The 22,838-nt window shown below is 65.0% G+C and carries 20 protein-coding genes; 15 read left to right on the forward strand and 5 right to left on the reverse strand.

The features are described from left to right. Positions 1-88 precede the first annotated feature (88 nt). The 6 genes from mnmG to EB230_RS04755 all read left to right on the forward strand — a co-directional run bounded on the left by mnmG (position 89) and on the right by EB230_RS04755 (position 6,328). Entirely contained in the window at positions 89-1,978 is a 1,890-nt protein-coding gene (mnmG, locus tag EB230_RS04730) for a tRNA uridine-5-carboxymethylaminomethyl(34) synthesis enzyme MnmG (protein WP_172371606.1), read from the forward strand. Then, positions 1,975-2,607, forward strand: a complete 633-nt coding sequence (rsmG, locus tag EB230_RS04735) for a 16S rRNA (guanine(527)-N(7))-methyltransferase RsmG (protein WP_172371608.1) — start codon at positions 1,975-1,977, stop codon at positions 2,605-2,607. Before mnmG ends, rsmG begins: the two co-directional genes overlap by 4 nt. A gap of 54 nt (positions 2,608-2,661) precedes the next feature. Next, on the forward strand, positions 2,662-3,462 hold the full coding sequence (locus EB230_RS04740) for a ParA family protein (RefSeq protein ID WP_081689605.1): 801 nt from the start codon (positions 2,662-2,664) through the stop codon (positions 3,460-3,462). A gap of 65 nt (positions 3,463-3,527) precedes the next feature. Beyond that, the gene (locus EB230_RS04745; protein WP_056574248.1) at positions 3,528-4,415 is read left to right on the forward strand and encodes a ParB/RepB/Spo0J family partition protein; all 888 of its coding nucleotides are present in this window, start codon (positions 3,528-3,530) and stop codon (positions 4,413-4,415) included. Positions 4,416-4,879: 464 nt separating this feature from the next. Further along, a complete protein-coding gene (locus EB230_RS04750) occupies positions 4,880-5,506 on the forward strand; it encodes a DUF1326 domain-containing protein (RefSeq protein ID WP_172371610.1) in 627 nt (208 codons plus the stop codon). 33 nt (positions 5,507-5,539) lie between these two features. Beyond that, entirely contained in the window at positions 5,540-6,328 is a 789-nt protein-coding gene (locus tag EB230_RS04755) for a DUF2182 domain-containing protein (protein WP_172371612.1), read from the forward strand. Positions 6,329-6,355: 27 nt separating this feature from the next. On the opposite strand, the gene holA is transcribed toward EB230_RS04755, so the two are convergent. Then, positions 6,356-7,399 (reverse strand): DNA polymerase III subunit delta, encoded by a 1,044-nt coding sequence (holA, locus tag EB230_RS04760; protein ID WP_056574257.1) that lies wholly within the window; start codon positions 7,397-7,399, stop codon positions 6,356-6,358. 403 nt (positions 7,400-7,802) lie between these two features. Here holA and EB230_RS04765 point away from each other — a divergent pair, with 403 nt between their 5' ends. The 4 genes from EB230_RS04765 (at position 7,803) to lpdA (ending at position 13,039) form a co-directional block, all read left to right on the forward strand. Further along, entirely contained in the window at positions 7,803-9,035 is a 1,233-nt protein-coding gene (locus tag EB230_RS04765; protein WP_172371614.1) for a 3-methyl-2-oxobutanoate dehydrogenase (2-methylpropanoyl-transferring) subunit alpha, read from the forward strand. A 3-nt stretch (positions 9,036-9,038) separates the two neighbouring features. Beyond that, positions 9,039-10,052, forward strand: a complete 1,014-nt coding sequence (locus tag EB230_RS04770; RefSeq protein WP_172371616.1) for an alpha-ketoacid dehydrogenase subunit beta — start codon at positions 9,039-9,041, stop codon at positions 10,050-10,052. 17 nt (positions 10,053-10,069) lie between these two features. Beyond that, complete coding sequence (locus tag EB230_RS04775) at positions 10,070-11,401, forward strand: dihydrolipoamide acetyltransferase family protein (protein ID WP_172371618.1); 1,332 nt, start codon at positions 10,070-10,072, stop codon at positions 11,399-11,401. A gap of 240 nt (positions 11,402-11,641) precedes the next feature. Further along, on the forward strand, positions 11,642-13,039 hold the full coding sequence (gene lpdA, locus EB230_RS04780; protein ID WP_172371620.1) for a dihydrolipoyl dehydrogenase: 1,398 nt from the start codon (positions 11,642-11,644) through the stop codon (positions 13,037-13,039). Between the two features lie 173 nt (positions 13,040-13,212). On the opposite strand, the gene EB230_RS04785 is transcribed toward lpdA, so the two are convergent. Beyond that, the gene (locus tag EB230_RS04785; protein WP_172371622.1) at positions 13,213-14,316 is read right to left on the reverse strand and encodes a saccharopine dehydrogenase family protein; all 1,104 of its coding nucleotides are present in this window, start codon (positions 14,314-14,316) and stop codon (positions 13,213-13,215) included. A gap of 122 nt (positions 14,317-14,438) precedes the next feature. On the opposite strand from EB230_RS04785, the gene EB230_RS04790 reads away from it, so the two are divergent. The 5 genes from EB230_RS04790 (at position 14,439) to EB230_RS04810 (ending at position 18,632) form a co-directional block, all read left to right on the forward strand. Continuing rightward, positions 14,439-14,867: an Lrp/AsnC family transcriptional regulator gene (locus EB230_RS04790; protein ID WP_172371624.1), complete on the forward strand. Its 429-nt coding sequence runs from the start codon at positions 14,439-14,441 to the stop codon at positions 14,865-14,867. A gap of 170 nt (positions 14,868-15,037) precedes the next feature. After that, positions 15,038-15,190: a hypothetical protein gene (locus EB230_RS04795; RefSeq protein ID WP_155772489.1), complete on the forward strand. Its 153-nt coding sequence runs from the start codon at positions 15,038-15,040 to the stop codon at positions 15,188-15,190. A gap of 100 nt (positions 15,191-15,290) precedes the next feature. Next, positions 15,291-16,817 (forward strand): glycosyltransferase family 39 protein, encoded by a 1,527-nt coding sequence (locus EB230_RS04800; RefSeq protein ID WP_172371626.1) that lies wholly within the window; start codon positions 15,291-15,293, stop codon positions 16,815-16,817. Next, positions 16,814-17,971: a glycosyltransferase family 2 protein gene (locus tag EB230_RS04805; RefSeq protein ID WP_172371628.1), complete on the forward strand. Its 1,158-nt coding sequence runs from the start codon at positions 16,814-16,816 to the stop codon at positions 17,969-17,971. The genes EB230_RS04800 and EB230_RS04805 overlap by 4 nt, the downstream gene beginning before the upstream one ends. Before the next feature lie 109 nt (positions 17,972-18,080). After that, positions 18,081-18,632 (forward strand): phosphatase PAP2 family protein, encoded by a 552-nt coding sequence (locus EB230_RS04810; RefSeq protein WP_056574276.1) that lies wholly within the window; start codon positions 18,081-18,083, stop codon positions 18,630-18,632. 215 nt (positions 18,633-18,847) lie between these two features. Here EB230_RS04810 and EB230_RS04815 read toward each other — a convergent pair whose 3' ends face one another. Genes EB230_RS04815 through EB230_RS04825 form a run of 3 tightly spaced genes read right to left on the reverse strand, consistent with a single transcriptional unit; the run spans position 18,848 to position 22,837 of the window. Then, entirely contained in the window at positions 18,848-21,502 is a 2,655-nt protein-coding gene (locus tag EB230_RS04815; protein ID WP_172371630.1) for an ABC transporter permease, read from the reverse strand. Then, positions 21,499-22,182, reverse strand: a complete 684-nt coding sequence (locus EB230_RS04820) for an ABC transporter ATP-binding protein (RefSeq protein ID WP_172371632.1) — start codon at positions 22,180-22,182, stop codon at positions 21,499-21,501. Before EB230_RS04820 ends, EB230_RS04815 begins: the two co-directional genes overlap by 4 nt. Then, positions 22,175-22,837: an ABC transporter ATP-binding protein gene (locus tag EB230_RS04825; protein WP_172371634.1), complete on the reverse strand. Its 663-nt coding sequence runs from the start codon at positions 22,835-22,837 to the stop codon at positions 22,175-22,177. The genes EB230_RS04820 and EB230_RS04825 overlap by 8 nt, the downstream gene beginning before the upstream one ends. Between the last annotated feature and the right edge of the window lies 1 nt (position 22,838).

Here is a 22,838-nt window from a genome sequence, read left to right on the forward strand (position 1 = left end):
CACGTGAAACTTCCCGCGAAGTTTTCTTGACAGGCTCGCCCTGCGGGGACATGTGTCCCTCAATCTTTTGAGTCCCGGGAAATTCGAAATGACCGATCACTATGATGTGGTTGTGGTGGGCGGCGGCCATGCGGGTTGCGAGGCGGCCAGCGCAGCCGCGCGCGCCGGGGCCAGGACCGCGCTGGTGACGCTGCGCTTCGATACGATCGGCGTCATGTCGTGCAATCCGGCGATCGGCGGCCTCGGCAAGGGCCATCTGGTGCGCGAGATCGACGCCATGGATGGCCTGATGGGCCGCGTGGCGGACGCGGCGGGCATCCAGTTCCGCCTGCTCAACCGGCGCAAGGGCCCGGCGGTCCGCGGACCCCGCACCCAGGCCGACAGGAAGCTCTATCGTCTTGCGATGCAAGAAGCGATTCGGCAGCAGAACGATCTCGACGTGGTCGAGGCCGAGGTTTTGGATTTCGAAATCGACAACGGCAAGATCGCCGCCGTCCTGCTGGGGGACGGCCGCCGTCTGGCATGCGGCGCCGTGGTGCTGACAACCGGCACCTTCCTGCGCGGGCTCATCCATATCGGCGATAAGAAGATTGTTGCCGGCCGCATGAACGAGCAGGCAAGCCTCGGCCTGTCGGCGACCATGGACCGGGCAGGGTTCCGGCTCGGCCGGCTGAAGACCGGGACGCCGCCACGGCTGGACGGAAAAACCATCGACTGGGCTTCGCTGGACCGCCAGGCGGCGGATGAAGATCCGGTTCCGTTCTCGCTGATGAGCGACCGCATCGAGACACCGCAGATCGACTGCGGCATCACGCGCACGACGCCAGCCACGCATGAACTGATCCGCGCCAACCTTGGCCGCTCCGCCATGTATTCCGGCTCGATCGAAGGCGTCGGCCCGCGCTACTGCCCGTCGATTGAAGACAAGATCGTCAAGTTCGGCGACCGGGACGGCCATCAGATCTTTCTCGAGCCGGAAGGGCTTGACGACGATACGGTCTATCCGAACGGGATTTCGACTTCGCTGCCCGAGGATGTGCAGCTCGATATCCTCAAGACCATTCCGGGGCTGGAGCGCGCGGTCATGCTGCAGCTCGGCTATGCCATTGAATATGATCATGTCGATCCGCGCGAACTGCATCAGACACTGGAGACCAAACGGGTTGCCGGACTCTTCCTGGCCGGGCAGATCAACGGCACGACCGGGTATGAGGAGGCCGCCGGCCAAGGCTTGCTTGCGGGGCTCAACGCGGCGAGGCGAGCGGCGGGCGGCGAGCAGATCGTGCTCAGCCGCACCGAGGCCTATATCGGTGTCATGGTCGATGACCTCATCAGCCGCGGCATCAGCGAGCCCTATCGCATGTTTACCTCGCGCGCCGAATTCCGCCTGTCGCTGCGAGCCGACAATGCCGATGAGCGGCTGACGCCGCTGGCGGAGAGGCTGGGGATCGCTTCGGCGCAACGGAGTCAACGCTATGGCGATGTGATGCAGCGTCTCGACGCGGCGCGGGCGCTGGCCAAGGCCCTGACCATGACGCCCAATGAGGCGGCGCGGCACGGGCTGGAGATCAATCGCGACGGAGTACGCCGGTCTGCTTATGAATTGCTGGCCTATCCCAGCGTCGACGTTGCCTGGCTGGCCAGGATAGAGCCGAAATTTGCCGCGATCGATGCAAAGACCGCCGAGCGCCTCGAAACGGAGGCGAAATATTCCGTCTATCTCGATCGCCAGAAGACGGATGTCGCGCAGATTCGCCATGAGGAGAGCCGGCTGATCCCCGAGGCGGTCGATTTCACAGCTGTTCCCGGGCTGTCGAACGAGCTGAAGCAGAAGATGCAGGCACGTCGGCCTCGTTCCATCGCGGATGCCCAGCGCATGGAGGGCATGACGCCGGCGGCGCTGGCGATCATCGTCGCCCATGTCCGCCACCATGAAAGCGCGCAGAGGCTCCAGGGCGAACAAAGGGATGTTGCGTGAGCTCTTTTTCCTTGGAGAGCCTGGAGGCCGCCGCCGGCCCGGTTTCACGTGAAACATTCGACCGCCTGGTGGCATTCGAACAGATGTTCCAGAAATGGAACCGCAGCATCAATCTAGTGGCGCAGTCGACCTCGGCCGATGTCTGGCAGCGCCATATATTGGATAGCGCACAGCTCGCCCGCATAGAACCCGGTGCCGTGCGTTGGGCCGACATCGGTTCCGGCGGCGGATTTCCAGGCCTTGTCATGGCTTTCCTGCTCGCCGAGCGCCCAGGGGCCAGCATCGATCTGGTGGAAAGCAACCGCAAAAAGGCTTCGTTCCTGCAGGCTGTCGTCGGCCAGTTCAACCTGCCGGCTCGGATCGTGGCGCGCCGCATCGAGGACAGCCATGCGCTTGTTGCGTCGCCGCAGATCGTCACGGCGCGGGCCCTGGCCTCGCTTTCGGTCCTTCTCGACCTGTCGGCGCCCTGGTTGACATCAGGCGCGCGCGGGCTGTTCCACAAAGGCCGGGATTATCGCGCGGAAGTGCAAGAAAGCGTTAACCGATGGTCCTTCGATCTGGTAGAACATCGCAGTATGACGGACCCGCATGGCGTCATTCTTGAACTGTCAAATCTGCGACCTGTCTGATCTTCGACTTGTCGAGCTATCTGGCGACCCAAAATGAATTTCTGGCATAAACCCATGATGAAGAACGGCCCCCGAATCATCACCGTAGCCAACCAGAAGGGCGGTGTCGGCAAGACCACCACCGCCATCAACCTGGCCACCGCCTTGGCCGCAATCGGCGAAAAGGTGCTGATCGTCGATCTCGATCCGCAAGGCAATGCCAGCACCGGCCTCGGTATCGACCGCAAGGACCGGACCGTGTCATCCTACGATGTGCTGACGGGCGAGCTGGAGTTGGAAGCCGCGGCCATTCCGACAGCCGTGCCTGGCCTGTCCATCGTGCCGTCGACGCTCGATCTGCTCGGTATCGAGATGGAGATCGCCTCGGCGCCGGACCGGGTGCTGCGGCTGCGCAATGCCTTGCGTGCGGCCTCGGCGCGTTCGGCCGGGTTCGGCTATGTGCTGATCGACTGCCCGCCGTCGCTCAATCTGCTCACGCTCAACTCGATGGCGGCCGCCGATTCGGTGCTGGTGCCGCTGCAATGCGAGTTCTTCGCGCTCGAAGGCCTGAGCCAGCTGCTGGAGACTGTCGAGCAGGTGCGCCGTTCGATCAATCCGGACCTCACCATCCAGGGCATCGTGCTGACCATGTATGACGGCCGCAACAATCTGGCCAACCAGGTGGTCCAGGATGTGCGGCAGCACATGGGCGACAAGGTCTACGAGACGATCATCCCGCGCAATGTGCGGGTGTCCGAGGCGCCGTCCTATGGCAAGCCAGCGATCCTCTATGACCTCAAATGCTCGGGCAGCCAGGCCTATCTGCAACTGGCCTCGGAAGTGATCCGCCGCGAGCGTAAATTGCGCGCCGCTTGATTAGATCGGATGCATGATTAACAGCCGATTCGATACCGAAACGATCTGAAGAACCTGGAATAGAGATGAGCGAAGACCTTTCGAGGAAAAGACTGGGGCGTGGCCTGGCGGCACTGATCGGCGAGATCGATCGCCCGGCGGCACCGGAAAAGCCCGGCATGAGCGCGGACGGCAAGGTGCCGATCGAGTTCGTCAGCCCGAACCCGAAAAATCCGCGCCGGCATTTTGGCGACGCCGAACTGACCGATCTTGCCCAGTCGATCCGCGAGCACGGCGTGGTGCAGCCGGTGGTGGCGCGACCGTCGCCGACGCAGGCTGGCCGCTACGAGATCATCGCCGGCGAGCGCCGCTGGCGCGCCGCGCAGCGCGCCGGGCTGACCGAGATCCCGGTCATCATCAGGGATGTCAACGACCGTACGGCGCTGGAACTGGCGATCATCGAGAATGTGCAGCGCACCGACCTCAACGCGGTCGAGGAGGCGCTGGGTTACCAGCAGCTGATCGACGATCACGGCTACACCCAGGCCGACCTCGGCAATGTCATCGGCAAGAGCCGCAGCCATGTCGCCAACACGCTCAGGCTGCTGAAGTTGCCGGAGGTGATCCGCGACATGCTGGTCGACGGCGCGCTGTCGGCCGGCCACGCCCGCACGCTGGTGACGGCGGAGGATCCGGCGGGTCTCGCCAAGCGCATCGTCGAGGAAGGCCTTTCGGTGCGCCAGGCCGAGGCGCTGGCCCAGATGCCGGCCGGTCCGACGCCGTCCAAGCCGAAGCAGGCGCAAGCCGCGCCGGAAAAGGATACCGACACGCTGGCGCTGGAAAAGCTGATGACCGATACGCTCGGCATGATCGTGTCCATCGATCACAAGGGCAAGGGCGGCGAACTTCGCGTTTCCTACCGCTCGCTGGAGCAGCTCGATGAACTGTGCCGGAGATTGAAGCAGGAACGGTAATTAGCCGGCGAATTTCTTTCGAAAAACAAGGGCGGGCTGCCAGGTCCGCCCTTGTTTATGGCGCTGATGGTTGGGCAAAAGGCCGAAGCGTTGGTCTCCCCCCTCGGGGAAGATGGCGGGCAGTATGACCAGGTGTCGGCCTCCATTCGCCGCAAGGAAGTCGCATCCAGTCGCACCGACCCCCTCTGCCGCCTTTGGCGACATCTCCCCCTCGAGGGGGGAGATTATCCGTACTGCCGCGGCCTCGCGCTCTCCACCGCGAGTGGCAGCGCCTGTCGCAAGCCCAGCCACTCGCGGCTTGACAGTGCCGGGCAACGGAGTAGCCTGAATTAGATATGGCTTAATTATCTGCCCTAGCGTGCCGGTCAGTCGCGGCGAGGGCTATTTGCCATTCCTGCAAGTGTCCTGAAATGGCACCGCCTCGCCGAATATGCCGACGCGCCTGACGCAAGTGGGAGGTGCAAATGGCAGTCCGTTGGCAATTGTCCGGAAGTTACTTCGAGAATTGTAGCTGCGATGTCGTGTGTCCTTGCCTGCTGTCCACCAACGCGCAGCTGACATCGAAGCCGACGAGAGGCGTTTGCGACGTCGGTTTGGTCTTCCATATCGATACGGGCAATTACGGCGACGTTCGATTGGATGGGCTCAGCGTCGCGATGGTTGCCCACACGCCGGGTCCGATGGCAAACGGCAATTGGACGGCCGCCGCCTATATCGACGAACGGGCCGATGACCGGCAAACCGAGGCGCTGGGTGCGATCTTCACGGGCGCCGCGGGCGGCCCCATGGCGGTGTTGGCACCCATGATCGGTACGAATCTCGGCGCCAGGAAAGTGCCGATAGACTACCGGATAGACGGCAAGAAGCGGTCGGCGGAGATTGCCGGCGTCATGCGGATGGCGGTCGAGCCGCTGCCGACAATGCGCGAGGACGGGCAGATGTGGGCGGCGACCGGCCATCCGGTCAATCCAGACTGGCTCGCCCTGGCGATGGGGGCCGAAGGCAGTACATTCAGCGACCATGGCATGAGCTGGGACAATTCCCGCCGAAACGGACACTACGCCCCGATCAATTGGTCAGGCCAGCAGTAGCTGTTGGCCGCATAGCATGGAACGGGCTCGTCCATGGCGCCGACGTTGCAGCGATACGTCCTTCTCGCGCTGCTGATCGCTATCGCGGCGGCGGCGTGGACCCTGCTTATCTGGCAGCGAATGGGCATGGACGCGGACATGCGCATGGAAATGGTCTCACTCACCATGGGCATGAAGGCGCCGCTGTTTCTCGCCGTCTGGATGATCATGATGATTGCCATGATGTTTCCAACCGCCGCGCCCATGATCCTGACGTTTCACCAGGTCCAGGCCGGCAGACAGGGCCGGGGCGAGACCTTTGTCTCGAGCTGGGTGTTCGTGGCCGGGTACATGCTGGTTTGGGGCGTGATGGGCGCTGTCGCCTTTGCCGGTGCGGCGGGCGCGGAGATGCTTGCCGGGCGTGCGGGATTGTCGACGGCGGCGGCCGCGCGCATTGGCGGGGCGCTGCTGATGATCGCGGGCGCCTATCAACTCTCGCCCCTGAAAAATCTCTGCCTGGCCAAATGCCGTACGCCGATCGGCTTCATCCTGACCGCATGGCGCGATGGCCGCTGGGGCGCGGTCCGCATGGGCCTGGAGCATGGGCTTTTCTGCCTGGGCTGCTGCTGGCTTTTGTTTCTCGCCCTCTTTCCCCTCGGGATCATGAACGTCGCCGCAATGGCCGTGGTCACCTTGCTGATCCTTGCGGAAAAAACCCTCCCGTCAGGAGAGGGGATCGCAAAGCTGTCGGGTGTCGCCCTGCTGCTCTACGGCGCGGCGGTGCTGGTCTTTCCGCAGGCGCTGCCCACCTTTCAGCCTGTGGGCGCCATGATGATGAATTGACCAAGGGAAGCAGGGAGCAGCGTTCTCCTACCGCTGCCCCAGCCTCGCGCTCTCCACCGCAATCCCCAGCAGCGCCTGCCGTGCCAGCGCCACCGACAGATCCGGCCGCCGCCGCGTCTGCAATACGGCCGTCTGCAGCCGCGTCAGCGCGCGGCTCAGCGCTTCGCTGCTCCAGCGCTCGAGCGCTTTTTCCACCAACTTGCGTCGCGAGAAGAAAACCGGCGGGCGCGCGCCGGCAACGACCGAGGCGGCGTTGCGGCCGGCAGAATCCATCTGGCCGCGCATGACCTGGATCTGCTGCAATTGCCGCATCGCCGAGGACAGCACCAGGAAAGGCGGGCCGCCGGACTGGCAGTGGCGGGTGAAGGCGGTGTCGAAATCGCCGACCTTGCCTTCGAGAAGCGCGTCGACCGCATCATCGAACGAGGCGCCGGACACGTCGCCCGACATCGCCCGCACCTCTTCCAGCCCGATCTCCTTCTGACCGTGGGCATAGAGGACGAGCTTTTCGATCTCGCCGCGCGAAGCCAGCCGGTCGCCGCCGAGATTACGGCGCAGTGCCTGGCGGGCCTCCAGCGTCATCGACATGCCGGCCTTGCGCAGCTCGTCATCGATGACCGTATCGATATCCCTCGCCTCATCGGCGTAGCACGGCAACGCCATGGCGTTGTCCGCGCCCTCGACCACGGCGCGCAGCCCAACGCCCTTCTTGAGATCGCCGGCCTCGATCAGGATGATGGCATCGCGCGCGGGTTCCGCCGTCAGCGCCTTCACGTCCTCGGCCAGCGCCTTCTGGCCGGTGGCATTGCGCACCCAAAGCAGGCGCCGGTCGGAAAACATCGGCACGGTGCGGGCCTCGTCGAGCAGCCGGCCCTCGTCGCGGTCGACCTCGGAACCTTCGAGCCTCACCACGGAGAAGGGATCGTCGAGCGGCAGGCCGGTCTTCTCGGCAAAGGCCTTCGCGCGCTCGGAAACAAGCCCGCGATCGGGGCCATAAAGCAGGACGATGGAGATGCGCGGATCGGGCTTCGCGAGCCACGAATCGACCTCGAAAGCTTTCTTCTGTGCCATGGAGGGTGGTTAGCATGATGTGGGAGTGGGGTGAATGGCTTCCAGAGAGGTCGCAGATCCTGACACCCTTCCTCTCCCCCGGTCGGCGGGGGGAGCAAGGAGCCAGGCCAGGCCAACCTCGCTTCCCACCTTCCGTTAATCGGACACCCTCACGAGGGAAGAGCAGCGCAATTGTTGCCGCCCAATCGCCTTATCTGGCGGAAACCCCGAGCCAATCTTGCGCCAAATTGCGCGCCGCGATGAAACATCGACAAGAAATTTCGCGGACATATCTTCATCTTGTACTCGGGAGGCTGGATCGGCCGGCGTCGCCGGCCTGATACGAAAGGCTTGCCCAACGAATTCGCTCTGGCGGCGCGGATGTGCAAATATCGGCGCCAGGCAACATTGGAGGACAAAGGTCATGGCCGATGCTGGGATGTTGCGTTTCCATGTTCCGGAGCCGGAAGTGCGGCCGGGGGGCACGCCTGACTTTTCCAACGTGACCATCGCCAAGGCGGGCTCGGTGCCGCGCCCCGAGATCGACGTCGATCCGCGCACCATCCGCGACATGGCCTTTTCGATCATCCGCGTGCTGAACCGCAATGGCGAAGCCGTCGGCCCGTGGGCCGGGCTGCTTTCCAACGACGAGTTGCTGGAAGGCCTGCGTCACATGATGACGCTGCGGACCTTCGATGCGCGCATGCAGATGGCGCAGCGCCAGGGCAAGACCTCCTTCTACATGCAGCATCTGGGCGAGGAGGCTGTGAGTTGCGCATTCCGCAAGGCGCTCGCGCCGGGCGACATGAATTTCCCGACCTATCGCCAGGCCGGCCTGCTCATCGCCGACGGCTATCCGATGGTCACCATGATGAACCAGATCTATTCCAACGAGGCCGATCCGCTGAAGGGCCGCCAGCTGCCGGTCATGTATTCCTCGAAGGAGCACGGCTTCTTCTCGATCTCCGGCAATCTGGCGACGCAGTATATCCAGGCGGTCGGCTGGGCGATGGCTTCCGCGATCTCGAACGATTCGAAGATCGCCGCGGCCTGGATCGGCGACGGTTCGACGGCGGAATCCGATTTTCATTCGGCCCTGGTGTTCGCCTCCACCTACAAGGCGCCGGTGATACTCAACGTCGTCAACAACCAATGGGCGATCTCGACCTTTCAAGGCATCGCACGCGGCGGCTCCGGCACGTTCGCGGCGCGCGGCCTCGGCTTCGGCATCCCGTCGCTGCGCGTCGACGGCAATGATTATCTCGCCGTGCACGCGGTGGCCAAATGGGCGGCGGAGCGCGCGCGCAGGAATCTCGGACCGACGCTGGTCGAATACGTCACCTACCGCGCCGGCGCGCATTCCAGCTCGGACGATCCTTCGGCCTACCGGCCGAAGACCGAGTCCGACGCCTGGCCGCTCGGCGACCCGATCGTGCGGCTGAAGAACCACCTGATCGGGCTCGGCGTCTGGTCGGACGAGCGGCACGCGCAGGCCGAGGCCGAGATCCTCGACACGGTGATCGCGGCGCAGAAGGAGGCCGAAAGCCACGGCACGCTGCATGCCGGCGGCAAGCCGTCGACGCGCGACATGTTCGAGGGCCTCTATGCCGAGATGCCGCCGCATCTCAGGCGCCAGCGCCAGCAGGCGGGAGTCTGAGCCATGCCGAGACGGACCATGATCGAGGCCATCCGCGACGCCATGGATGTGTCGATGGGACGCGACGAGAAGGTCGTCGTGTTCGGCGAGGATGTCGGCTTTTTCGGCGGCGTCTTCCGCTGCACGCAGGGTCTGCAGGCCAAATACGGCAAGAGCCGCTGCTTCGACGCGCCGATCAACGAATCCGGCATTGTCGGCTCGGCCATCGGCATGGCTGCGTACGGTCTCAAACCCTGCGTGGAAATTCAGTTTGCCGACTACATGTATCCGGCCTACGACCAGCTGACCCAGGAAGCGGCCCGGCTGCGCTACCGCTCGAACGGCGATTTCACCTGCCCGATCGTGGTGCGCATGCCGACCGGCGGCGGCATCTTCGGCGGCCAGACGCACAGCCAGAGCCCCGAGGCCCTGTTCACCCATGTGTCGGGGCTGAAGACGGTGGTGCCGTCCAACCCGCATGACGCCAAGGGGCTGCTGATCGCGGCGATCGAGGATCCCGATCCGGTGATCTTCCTTGAGCCGAAACGGCTCTACAACGGTCCCTTCGACGGCCATCACGACCGGCCGGTGACGCCGTGGTCGAAACATGAGCTCGGCGAAGTCGCCGATGGCCACTACACCGTGCCGCTCGGCAAGGCGGCGATCCGCAGGGCCGGCTCGGCCATCACCGTGCTCGCCTACGGCACCATGGTCTATGTCGCGCAAGCCGCGGCCGAGGAGACCGGCATCGATGCCGAGATCATCGATCTGAGGACGCTGTTGCCGCTCGACCTCGACACGATAGTCGCCTCGGTGAAGAAGACCGGGCGCTGCGTCGTCGTGCATGAGGCGACGCTGACCTCAGGCTTTGGCGCCGAGCTTTCGGCGCTCGTCCAGGAAAACTGCTTCTATCATCTGGAGGCGCCGGTGGCGCGGGTCGCCGGCTGGGACACGCCCTATCCGCACGCGCAGGAATGGGACTATTTCCCCGGTCCCGCCCGGGTCGGCCGCGCTCTCATCGAAACCTTGGAAGCCTAAAGTGGGAGAGGCCTGACATGGGCGAACACATCATCAAGCTGCCCGATGTCGGCGAGGGCGTCGCCGAGGCCGAGCTGGTCGAGTGGCACGTCAAGGTCGGCGATATCGTGCGCGAGGACACCGTGCTTGCCGCCGTGATGACCGACAAGGCCACGGTCGAAATCCCTTCGCCGGTCGATGGCGAGATCCTGTGGCTGGGCGCCGAGATCGGCGACACGGTGGCGATCGGCTCGCCGATCGTGCGGCTGAAAGTTGCGGGCGAGGGCAATGTAACGCCTAAGGGTGGCGCCAAGGCCGAGGCGGCGGTGGCCGAGCCACCGGTGAAGCTTCCGACGCCGAAGCCGGAGAGCGCGGCGCCGGACGCGAAGACCAAGCCAAAGGCCAGCAGCCCGGAGGCGAAACCCGCGCCGGCCATTTCGAAAAGTGTCGGGCGCACGTCCGTTGCCGGCGCCCCGCGCCCGGAGGGCGAAAAACCGCTGGCGTCGCCGGCCGTGCGCCTGCGCGCGAAAGAGGCGGGCATCGACCTCAGGCAGGTCGCGGGAAGCGGCCCGGCCGGCCGCATCGGCCACGAGGACATCGAGGCCTTCCTGGCGCGCGGGCCGCAAGTGGCCAAGGCATCGGGCCTTGCCCGCAACGACACGGTCGAGGACATCAAGGTGGTCGGTCTGCGGCGCAGGATCGCCGAGAAGATGACGCTGTCCAAGTCGCGCATCCCGCACATCACCTATGTCGAGGAAATCGACGTCACCGCGCTGGAGGAATTGCGCGCCGCGCTCAACAAGGAGAAGCGCGCCGCCAGGGGTGGGGTGGAGAGGCCGAAGCTGACGCTGCTGCCATTCCTGATGCGGGCGATGGTCAAGGCGATATCAGACCAGCCCAACCTCAATTCCCTGTTCGACGACGAAGCCGGCATCATCCACCAGCATGGCGGCATCCATATCGGCATCGCCGCGCAGACGCCGTCGGGGCTGGTGGTGCCTGTCGTCAAGCATGCCGAGGCGCGCGACATCTGGGATTGCGGCGCCGAGGTCAACAGGCTGGCCGAGGCGGCCAAGTCCGGCACGGCGACCCGCGAGGAGTTGTCGGGCTCGACCATCACCATCACCTCGCTCGGCGCGATGGGCGGCGTGGCGACGACCCCGGTCATAAACCATCCGGAAGTGGCGATCATCGGCGTCAACAAGATGATGGTGCGGCCGGTGTGGGACGGCACGCAGTTCATCCCGCGCAAGATGATGAACCTGTCGTCGAGCTTCGACCACCGGGTCATCGACGGCTGGGATGCGGCCGTGTTCATCCAGCGCATCAAGGCGCTGCTGGAAACACCGGCGCTGATTTTCGTGGATTGAGGGCGATGAGTTGATCGAAACGGTTCAGAAGGCGCCAGCGTCGGGGTTTGAGCTCCCCCTTCTCCCCTTGTGGGAGAAGGTGTCGCCGAAGGCGACGGATGAGGGGTGTTCCAGCGGAGTGAGGCGTCGGCGTTCCCTGGAGCACCCCTCATCCGTCTCGGCGCTGTCGCGCCGATCCACCTTCTCCCACAAGGGGAGAAGGGAAGGCGCGTATCGACCGTCGCTGAAGGGACAGCCAACATGAAAGAAATCTCCTGCAAGCTGCTCGTCATAGGCGCCGGTCCGGGCGGCTATATCTGCGCCATCCGTGCCGGCCAGCTCGGCGTCGATACGGTCATCGTAGAAGCGGGCAAGCCCGGCGGCACCTGCCTCAATGTCGGCTGCATTCCGTCGAAGGCGCTGATCCATGCGGCGGAGGAGTTCGAGAAAGTGTCGCACATGGCTGGCGGCAAGAGCCCGCTCGGCATTTCGGTCACCGCGCCCGCGCTCGACCTTGCCAGGACCGTCGCCTGGAAGGACGGCATTGTCAGCCGGCTCAACAGCGGCGTTGCCGGCCTGCTCAAGAAGGCTGGCGTGAAGACCGTGCAGGGCTGGGCAACGTTCCGCGACGGCAAGACCGTCGAGGTCGAGACCGAGACCGGAAGCCAGATGATCCACGCCGAAACCATCGTCATCGCCACCGGCTCGGCGCCGGTCGAGCTGCCTTTTCTTCCCTTTGGCGGGCCTGTCATATCGTCCACGCAAGCGCTGGCCTTGAGCGAGGTCCCCAGGAGACTCGCCGTGGTGGGCGGTGGCTATATCGGGCTGGAGCTCGGCATGGCCTTCGCGAAAATGGGCGCCAAGGTCACGGTGGTCGAGGCCTTGCCGCGCGTGCTGGCGCAATATGACGCCGAACTGACCCGGCCTGTCGTCAAGCGGCTCGCCGCGCTCGGGATCGAGGTGATGACAGACGCAAAGGCCAAGGGCCTGTCGACGAAGGGCGATGCCCTGCTGGTCGAGACAGCGGATGGCAAGAGTGCCAAGGTTGCCGCGGACAAGATCCTGGTGACCGTGGGACGCAAGCCGGTGACGGAAGGCTGGGGCCTCGACCAGATCGACCTCGACATGTCAGGCAAATTCATCAAGGTCGACGACCAGTGCCGCACCTCGATGCGCGGCATCTTCGCCATCGGCGACGTCACCGGCGAGCCGATGCTGGCGCACCGGGCGATGGCCCAAGGCGAAATGGTGGCCGAGATCGTCGCCGGCCACAAGCGCGGCTGGGACAAGCGCTCGATTCCCGCCGTCTGCTTCACCGATCCGGAGCTGGTGACGGCAGGGCTGTCGCCGGAAGAGGCGAAGGCGCTTGGCGGCGAGATCAAGATCGGCCTGTTCCCGTTCGCCGCCAATGGACGGGCGATGACGAAGATGGGTGAGGATGGCTTCGTCCGCGTCGTCGCCCGCGCGGACAACCATCTGGTGCTCGGCATCCAGGCGGTCGGGCAAGGCGTGTCGGAACTGTCGGCGGCTTTCGGGCTGGCGCTGGAAATGGGCGCGCGGCTGGAGGACATCGCCGGCACGATCCACGCGCATCCGACGCAAGGCGAGGGTTTCCAGGAAGCGGCGCTGAAGGCGCTGGGCCACGCACTGCATATTTAGAGGGGTGGGTTTTCCTTCTCCCCTTGCGGGAGAAGGTGTCGCCGAAGGCGACGGATGAGGGGTGTTCCAGCGGAGTGAGACGTTGAGTTCCCTGGAGCACCCCTCATCCGTCTCGGCGCTACGCGCCGATCCACCTTCTCCCACAAGGGGAGAAGGGAAAAAGCGGCGCCCGCTCAGCTCGCCAGCCGGCTTACCATCTCGTGCTGTGCATACGCCCGGCCAAAGCGGTTGGCCAGAAATGCATCCAGCGCGATCTCTTCCTGCTTGACGAAACCGGTCGCCGGCAGGCTGCCGTCGGCCAGCATGTCAAGCACGGCGCAGATGCCGGACGCCGTGGTGATCTGGATGGCGCTGCGCACCTGGTTGCCGACGCGCTGCGAATAGATCTTGTTGGCGTAGGTTTCCTGCAGCAGGCGGCCATTGCGGCGGCCGGAGACGGTGACGAAGACGATGACCACGTCCTGCAGCGTCGCCGGCAAAGCACTTTCGAAAATGTCCTTCAGCACGTCGCGGCGGTGGCGCAGGCCGAGATCGTTGAGCAGCGCCTTCATGATCGCGGCATGGCCGGGATAGCGGATGGTGCGGTAGTTCAGCGTGCGCACCTTGCCCTTCAGCGTCTCGGCCAAGGTGCCCAGCCCGCCAGACGTGTTGAAGGCCTCGTAGGTGACGCCGTCGAGCGAGAATTCCTCGCGCTCCTCCAGCGGGGGCACTTCGACCAGCTCGCCCTCGACGATCGCCTCGCAGGGCTCGCAATATTCGTTGATGACGCCGTCGGTGCTCCAGGTCAGATTGTAGTTCAGCGCGTTGGACGGGTATTGCGGCAAGGCTCCGACGCGCATGCGCACGCTTTCGAGCGTGTCGAAACGGCTGGCGAGATCGTTGGCGACGATGGAGATGAAGCCCGGCGCCAGGCCACATTGCGGAATGAAGGCGCTCTTGCCCGAACGCGCCAGTTCCTTGACGCGGCGGGTCGAGACGACGTCCTCGGTGAGGTCGAGATAGTGCACGCCGGCGCTGGCCGCCGCCTCGGCGATGCGCGTGGTGAGATGGAAGGGGGCGGCGCTGAGCACCGCGAACTTGCCGGCGAGCGCCGCTTCGAGCGCGCCGACCGCCGCGATGTCGAGTTCGAGCGTCTCGACGCCGGCGGGCACTTCGGCCGCGGCGAGCTGCGCCGCCGAGCGGTCGACAAGGGCAACATGGTAGTCGCCCGCCGCGGCGAGCATCCCGGCAATGGTCGAGCCGATCTTGCCGGCGCCGACGATAACGATGTTGTTCATGATCAATAACCCCTGTCAGTTCAATCCGTCGGGAATCATCGCAGCTTGCCTGTCGAAAGGAAGTGTGGAATCTGGCGGATCGAACCCTAATATTAGCCAATTTGCCGAATGGATTCGTCGAAATGCTCAGTGACGCCGAACAGGCCCTGCTTTCCCTGCTGCGCGCCAACGCACGCGCCTCGACGGCCGAACTGGCGCGGCGGCTCGGCGTGTCGCGCACCACGGTGCAGAGCCGGATCGAACGGCTGGAGCAGCGCGGCATCATTGCAGGCTACGGCGTCAGGCTCTCGGCCGACTATGAGCAAGGGCTGGTCAAGGCACATGTGCTGCTCACCGTCACGCCGAAGCTTGCCGACAGAGTGGTGCGGGCTCTGCAGGCGCTGCCGCCGGTCAGGACGCTGCATTCCGTCAGCGGCAATTTCGACATGATCGTCATTGTCGACGCCCCGTCGATCCGCGACCTCGACGCGCTGCTCGACCAGATCGGCGCCATGGAGGGGGTCGAGCGGACCTCATCGTCGATCATCCTGTCGACGCGCATCGACCGGTGAGTGTCGGGGCCGGCTGTGTGGGGCCGGATCGTCCGTGAACAATTCCACCCCTTACTGATTTGTAAGAACCCGGCAAGGCGGCAGTATGATTGACGAGGCAGTGTCGCGCCTGAACCGCTGCGGCTAAGACCGTCCCAAGCCGAAAGCCTGTCGTGTTCCGAGAGGTGGCTTTGTCCGTACCGCGCAATATTCCCGTCCGGGCTGGCCGGTGGATCTGGATCACGACCGGCATCGCGTTGCTGGCCATTGCCTTGCTGCTGATCGTCATGTCCGGAAACGAGCCGATACCAGAATACGGCAGCCATCTGTTCTGGTTCTGGTAGCGCCCACATGCAGTACGACGAGACCTGGCGAGGTGCCGGGGTTCCCACATGGTCCACATCCGGCGCGGCGTGCTCCTTTCCGGCGTACCCGATTTCTCAGATGGCACTTCTCGTCTTCTTCTTCCTGATCTTCAGGATAGGGCTTGCGTCGGTCATCCCACTTTCGATTGACGAAGCCTATGCGGTGGTGGTGTCGCGCAGCCACTCGCTTTCCTATTTCGATCATCCTCCGATCGGCTTCGCGCTTGCCCGGTTCATGGCGGATATTTCCGGCTGCGAATGCCGGCTTTTGGTGAGACTTCCCTATGTGTTGCTTGGCTCCGCGTCGGCGTTGCTGCTGTTCGCGCTGACCCGATACGCCTATGGCGCCGTTGCCGCATTCTGGGCCGTGGCCTGGTATACGGTCGCTCCGTTCTTTCTTATCTCCGCCGGCCATTTCGTCGTTCCCGACGGGCCGCTTGATTTCTTTCTGCTGGCCGCCGCCTGCCTGGCCGCACCGATGCTTCTCGGCGCTGAAACCCGGTTTGCCCTTCTGCGCTGGTGTGCGGCCGGCGTCGCGCTCGGGCTGGCGCTGATGTCGAAATATCAGGCCGGTCTGTTCTGCATGTCCGCCCTGCTGGTCCTGCTGCTGACGAAGCCCGGACGGGACCAGCTTCGAACCGCCGGGCCATGGGTGGCCGGCGCCATTGCGACACTTGGTCTGCTGCCGGTCATAATATGGAACGTGGATCATGCCTGGATTTCCCTGGCATTCCAGTCCGGCCGGGGTACCGCCAACGAAGGCCATCTCCTGCATCCCGGCAACCTTGCCGTCACATTGCTCGGCCAGGCGCTCTATGTTTGGCCGCCGATCTGGCTGGTCGCCATGGCGTGCCTGTGGCGAGGCGCCTGGGCCGGCTCGGCAACGGATCGCTTCTTCGTGCTGCTTTCGGCGCTGCCCGTCGTGTTCTTCGACCTGATCGCCCTGTTCAGTGCCCACTCGCTGCCGCACTGGTCGATGAGTGGCTTCCTATTTGCCTTTCCGCTCGTCGGCCAATGGTGCGGCGCATTTTCGATGCGCAGGCGAACGCTGCTGATCGTGTCCATCGTTATCGCCGCCGCTGTCGTTCCGCTTCTGGCCACGGGGTTTGCGGTGCAGGCGACAACCGGCGCCTTGACGAGGCCATTTTTCCAGAGGGCGCCGAAGTTCGACGTCAACTGGCAGCTCGTCGACTGGTCCGCGCTGACGGACAGCAAGGTTGCCGACGAGATCAGGCGCGCCAACGGATATGTCGTTGCCGCGAACTGGATGCAGGCGGCAAAGCTTGGCTACGAACTTGGCCCGGACATTCCGGTCGACGTGCTTCCCGGAGATCCGCGCCACTTCCAGTTCATGGACCACAGGCGACTCGCCAGCCAAGCCACCGGCTTCTTCATCGGCGCCATGAATTTCCGCGACGACGAGGCCGCCCAGGAAAAAGCCTATCGCGACAATCTCGGCGGCCTGTTCGTCGTCGACGGCGACGCCCGGCACATAACGCAACGGATCTCCGGATTTCCGGTCTTCGACATGCTGATCCTGCCGGTGAAGCGCGTAGCGCCGCCGCTCTCCAAGGCCGATGGGCAGCCGTCCGGGGGACAGCCATGAACCAGGCCACCACCTATCAGGACGCCCCCGTGGCGTTGACGGCGGACAGCGCGTTCCCCGTCATGCATGGTGGCCCGGAAGTGACGATCGTCATTCCGACGCTGAACGAGCGCGCCAACATCGGCCTGCTGGTGGCCCGGCTGCGGCAATCGCTGGCGCACATCGATTGGGAAGTGGTCTTTGTCGATGACGACTCGAAGGACGGCACGATCCTGGCGGTTCATGATATTGCCGCCGGCGATCACCGGGTTCGCGGCATCAGGCGCATTGCTCGGCGAGGCCTCGCCGGAGCTTGCCTTGAGGGCATCCTGTCGAGCTCGGCGCCGATCGTCGCCGTGATGGACGGTGACCTGCAACACGACGAAACATGCCTGCCCGCGATGTTCGCGATGCTGCAAGGCGGTGAGGCCGACCTGGTGATTGCCAGCCGTTACGGGAGCGACGGCAGCGCCCAGGGCGGATTCACCAGGCTGCGGTCGAGCGTCAGCCGGCTGGCGACGTATCTTGCGCGTCTGCTGCTGAGAACGCCGATCCATGATCCGATGAGCGGGTTCTTCATGCTGCGCAGGGAAATCGTCGACGCGGTGGCGCCCCGGCTGTCGCGGCAAGGTTTCAAGATCCTGCTCGACATTGTCGCGTCTTCGTCAACCGCCATCAGGATCAAGGAAATCCCTTACGTGTTTGCGCCGCGGCTGCACGGACAGAGCAAGCTCGACTCCCTGGTCGCGCTTGAATATGCCGGCCTGCTGGTCGCGAAAATGTCGGGAGACCTGATCTCCACGCGCTTCCTTGCCTTTGGCCTGGTCGGGTCCGCCGGCGTTGTCGTCCATCTCGCGGTCCTGCATGCATTGCTGCCGCACGGCCTGTCGTTTGTCGTCGCCCAGACAGCAGCCATGTTCACGGCGATGGCCTTCAACTACACGCTGAACAACGCCTTCACCTATCGCGACCAGCGCCGGCGCGGCTGGCGGTTCCTGACCGGCCTGCTTATGTTCGCGGCGCTTTGCAGCTTCGGCGTCGTGGCCGGTGTCGGCGTGTCGACGCTTCTCTACAGCGGCCACTCACGCTGGTGGGTCGCCGGCCTTGCCGGCGCAATCGTGGGCTCGGCATGGAACTACATCACCAACTCCGCAATCACCTGGCGCCGCCAATAGAGCGGTTCCCCGTTGCACGGAAACGCTTTATTTCCTTGCCTTGACGCGCGTCCGGACGGAAACCCGTTAGGCACTTTCCGGAGATTGCTCCAACCGAGGCCGACCACGCATGTATCAATTCGACGCCGCGATCACCGCCTGGATCAACACATGGGCCGGACACGCTTCGACGATTGATTCCGTGATGATCGGGGTCTCGACGGCAGGCGTGCCGCTGCTGGTGCTGGCGGTCGTGGCGCAGTGGTGGGTGCCGCGTGCCGATCCGGCCATCCGTCATGTCCTGATAGCGGCCGGTCTTTCTTTCCTTATCGGGCTTGGCATCAACCAGCTGATCCTGCTGTTCGTGCAACGGGTCCGCCCTTACGAAGCGCATGTCACGCACCTGATCATCGACAGGACCGTCGATTTCTCGTTCCCGTCCGACCATGCGACGGCAAGTTTCGCCATCGCGGCGGCCTTTCTTGTCCACGGCCTGTCCCGGCGCGGATTCTGGTTCCTTGCGGCCGCGCTGCTGATCGGGCTGTCGCGCGTCTATCTCGGTACCCACTACGCCAGCGACATTCTCGGTGGCGCCGCGACCGGCTTTCTGGCCGCGGGCCTGGTTCGCCTCGCGTACCGGGAAAACACCCGGCTCGATCGGTTGGTCACTGGAATACTTTGAAGGAGCCCGCCGACAGCTGTCGGGATCGCTGCCGGCGAACCTCGACCTTATGGATTCCAAGTGGCGCCGATAGCGGATTTCTTCATGGTCTTTTCCCGTTTTTGCCTGGTTGTGAAGCCGCCGGCCATTGGCCCTTCGGGCGGCTGAACGAGCCTAGGCCGTGGAGTTTTCGGCGGGCTGGCCGCGAGTTTACAGATAAGTAGCCGACGTCCAGCTCACAGGTCGCGCAACTGTTCCGCCGCCCGTCCCGCCAATGGGCTGGCGGACCAAACCGCGGCAACCACCGAAGCGGCCACGAGGCCGAGCATGATCGCCAGATAAAGCCAGGGGATCGACAATGCCTCGGGTGGCGGATCGAAAACGCCGGTCAGCAGCTTGACCAGCATCCACGCCGTCAGCAGGCCCGAAAGCAGGCCAAACACCATACCGCCGACAAGGATCAGCAGACCTTCGCTCCACAGGAAGGCCGCGAGCTGGCGCGGCTTGGCGCCGATCGCGGCGAGGATGGCGAAAGGCCGGCGGCGCTCGAGGAATCCCAGGGCCAGCATCAGCCCGCCGGCGGCGGCGGCCATGACGACAGCGAAGCCCAGTTCGATTGTCGTCAAGCCGCCGAGGTCGACCGCGGTCAGGCTCGAGCCGATGAGATGTGCTGCCTGGCCGATATCGACCACCTTCAGCGACGGATCGGATGTGAGCATCGACGAAGCCTGCCGCGCGAGCGCCGCAGGATCCGCCTTGGCGCGCATGAGCACGTATTCGGACGCATCGGAGCCGGTCATGCGGGCGACATAGGCCGAATTGGCGACAAGGAAGGAATCCTTGGGCGCGGTCGGAAATTCGCGGGCGACGCCGATGAACTTGAAGGCCACGGGATGATACTGGTGATCCCTGGCATCGATGAGCCGCAAATTGATGGTATCGCCCTGCTGGAGCTGGAAATCCTGCACGGTCTCTTCCGACACCAGGACACCGTCTGGCGTCGCGGCGAGCAGGGCAAGCGTGCCGGCCGCGCTGGCGCCGCTGAAATAGACATCGGAAAGACTGGTTGCGTGTCCGATTCGGCTGGGGTCGATGCCATAGAGGTCCTGCAGATCCGCGCCGACATAGGCGAAACGATGCTGCATGGGTTCCGCCGCCGCCGCGCCGGGCAGCGAGGCGAGAGCCGCCAAGTGCGTTCCGGCGGGCTTGTCCGTCGTGCCGAAGACGGTGACATCGGAACCGTTGGTGAGCTCGGCGTCGATGCGCGCCTGGGCATTGTAGGTGGTGTTGAAGATGGCTGTCGACGCGGCGAAGGAGATGGCCAGCGCGGTCATGGCAATGCCGATCGTCAGCCGCCTCGCTTGCCGCGACAGGGCGGCCGATACGATGGGCGCCAGTGTTCCCGATGCCGGAGCAACCGCCATGCGCAGAAGCGCGCCGTTGCGGGCGATGACCGTGGCCGACAGCCGGATCGTCAGCAGCGCCATGCCGACCCAGAACAGGGCCGGCGCGATGAACGCCTTGTAGTCCACCGCCGTTGCCGCCACGCCTTCGGGCGCGAGCACGACCTGGTATCCGGTGCTCGCCGACTGCCAGAAGAACAATCCCGCCGCCGCGAGCAACAGGATGTCCAGCCACAGGCGCTGCCACAGTGGCGCCTGTAGCCGGCTCACGGTGCGCCGCGCCGCGCTGACGGTCGCCCAGCGCGCATCGCGCCAAGCCGGATAGAGAAAGGCGATGAACCCGACCAGCAGCCCGAGGGAGGCGACAAGAAGCAATGTCGGGCCGTCAACGCCAGGCGTTGCCTTGAAACCTGGTCCGATACCGGAAAGGAGCGCTGCGGCGGCCAGGCCAATGGCGGTTCCACCTATTGCCGCCATGGCGGCTTCGGTGGCGGACAGAAACAGGATGTCCTTGGTCGTCGCGCCGCGGACGCGCAGCAGCGCCTGTTCCGTGCGGCGGCGTGCGGCGCCGGACGCGGTGACCGCAAAGGTAAGCGCGACCGCCAGCGCGATGCCGGGCAACCCGAGAAACAGGAACAGCACGGAGGCGTACAGCGCATCCTCGCGGACCGCCCCGAGGCGCGAGCCGAGATTGTCGGCCACGATCGCCTGGCCGGCGACCCTTGCCTCGAGATTGCGCTGGGCGTCGGTGACAAATGTATAGGCCGTGACGGGATCCGGCGGCAGCGCCTCACGGGCAAGCCGTACATGCAATTGCAGCCGGGTGGTGTCGGGGCGGGCCTTCTGCTGCGGATCGAACAATTGCCGCCAAATTTCCCGCGGCAGGATCAGGACATTGTCGGGCGGGGCCCGCGGCGCTGCCTGGGGCGGCAGGCCGACAGCCTGGAACAGGGCGTCGGCGTCCGGCAGGTCGACCACGCCGGCAATTTTCACCTCCGCCGGCGGCAGGCCCATCCGCTGGATCGAGATGGTGTCGCCGGGACCGACATGAAGGTTGGCGGCTGTCTGCTGGGCAATCAGCGCGCCGTCAAGTGTGCCGGAAAGCGAGCGGATTTCCGCCGGGAAATCGCCGGAATACCGGCTGTCGAAAGCAACCGCCTGACCGGGGCCGGTGGTCTGGGTCGTATCGCCGGTCCGAGCCTCGAAGCCGGCGACGTCGGCATAGCGCACCTGATGCACGGCCTTGACCGGAACAGCTTGCGCCAGCGCCTTGCCGATGAGGTCCGGATCGGCACCGGGGATCACTTGCACCTGCCAGTCGATTGGAACCGCGGACACGGCGCGTCCGGTCATCGATGCACCGGCCCCGGCGAGGAAGAGCGACATCGTGGCCAGCAAGGCGACCGACAGTGCGATGCCGGCCGCGGCGCCGGCCACGCGCAGGAAGCGGCGGGCGAGCACACCGCGGATCCACAGCAGGACCATCATGCCGCGGCCGCCCCTGGCCGATGCCCGGTGGTGAGCCGGCCGTGATCCATCGTCCAGCGCGTTGCCATGCGGTTGGCCATGGCTTCGTCATGCGTGGCAACCACCAGGGCGATGTCGGTGCCGTCCAGGCGGTCGAGCACGGCGTCGAAGAAGCGCAACGCCGTTCGGCTGTCCAACTGCCCGGTGGGCTCATCGGCCAGCACAAGCTTTGGAGCCATTGCCAGGGCGCGCGCCATGGCAATGCGCTGGGCCTGGCCACCGGACAGTTCCTCCGGCAGCTTGTCGCCGAGTTCGCCGAGGCCGAACGATCGCAGAAGCGATGCCGCGATGTCGTTGGCGCCGGTATTCTCGCCGGCCAGCAGCAAGGGCAGACCGACGTTCTGGGCAGCGGTGAGGGCGGGAAACAGGCTGGGCGACTGGAATACGAAGCCGATCTGGCGTGGCCTCAGGGTCTCGAACGCTCCAAGCCCCGGCCATCCGACGGTACCGGCCGTCGGCCGGTCGAGGCCGCCAAGAATATGCAGCAAGGTCGTCTTGCCGCTGCCCGAAGGTCCGACAAGCGCGATGCGCGCGCCTGAGGCGATCTCGCAGTCGACATCACGCAGCACGTCGATCCGGCCGGCGTTGCCATCCTGGAAGTCTCTCCCTAGGCCTTTTGCGACGACGAGTGTCTCAGCCACGGTCGATCCTCCCGTCCTTCAGCCTGATGACGCGATCGGCTTTCCGTGCCAGCGCCCTGCTGTGGGTCGCCAGAAGCGTCGCCAGTCCCGCGTCGCGACGCGCCTCGAAATGAGCGATCAGCCGGGATTCGGTCTCGCTATCGACCTCCGCAGTCGGCTCGTCGGCGATCAGGATCGGCGGATCGGCGGCCAGCGCGACGGCGAGGCCCGCGCGCGCCGTCTCGCCGCCGGACAGTTCGGTCGGAAAAGCGCGTGCGCGATGCGAAAGGCCGACACTTTCCAGCAGGCTGGCCGTCCGCCGGTCGTCCGGCTTCCTGGCCAGCAGCATCTGCAATCGTAGGTTCTGTTCGACGGTCAAGTGGCCGAACAGGTTTCCCGATTGCAGCAGAATGCCGAAGCTGGCGGCGCGAACGCGCGTGCGATGCGCCTCCGGACGCCGGGTCAGCCGGACGCCGGCCACCTCGACATAGCCGCCATCCGGTTCATCGAGGCCGGTCACGCAGGCCAGCAAGGTGGATTTGCCGCTGCCTGAGGGGCCGACCAGGGCGACGATCTCGCCGGCGGCGACGTGGAAACTGACGCCTCGCAAGGCGGCCGTCTCGTCGTCGCCGATATGGAAAAAACGATAGATTTCATGCACGTCCAACGCGTGCATC

Source organism: Mesorhizobium sp. NZP2234 (genome assembly GCF_013170765.1).
Classification (GTDB): Bacteria; Pseudomonadota; Alphaproteobacteria; order Rhizobiales; family Rhizobiaceae; genus Mesorhizobium; species Mesorhizobium loti_D.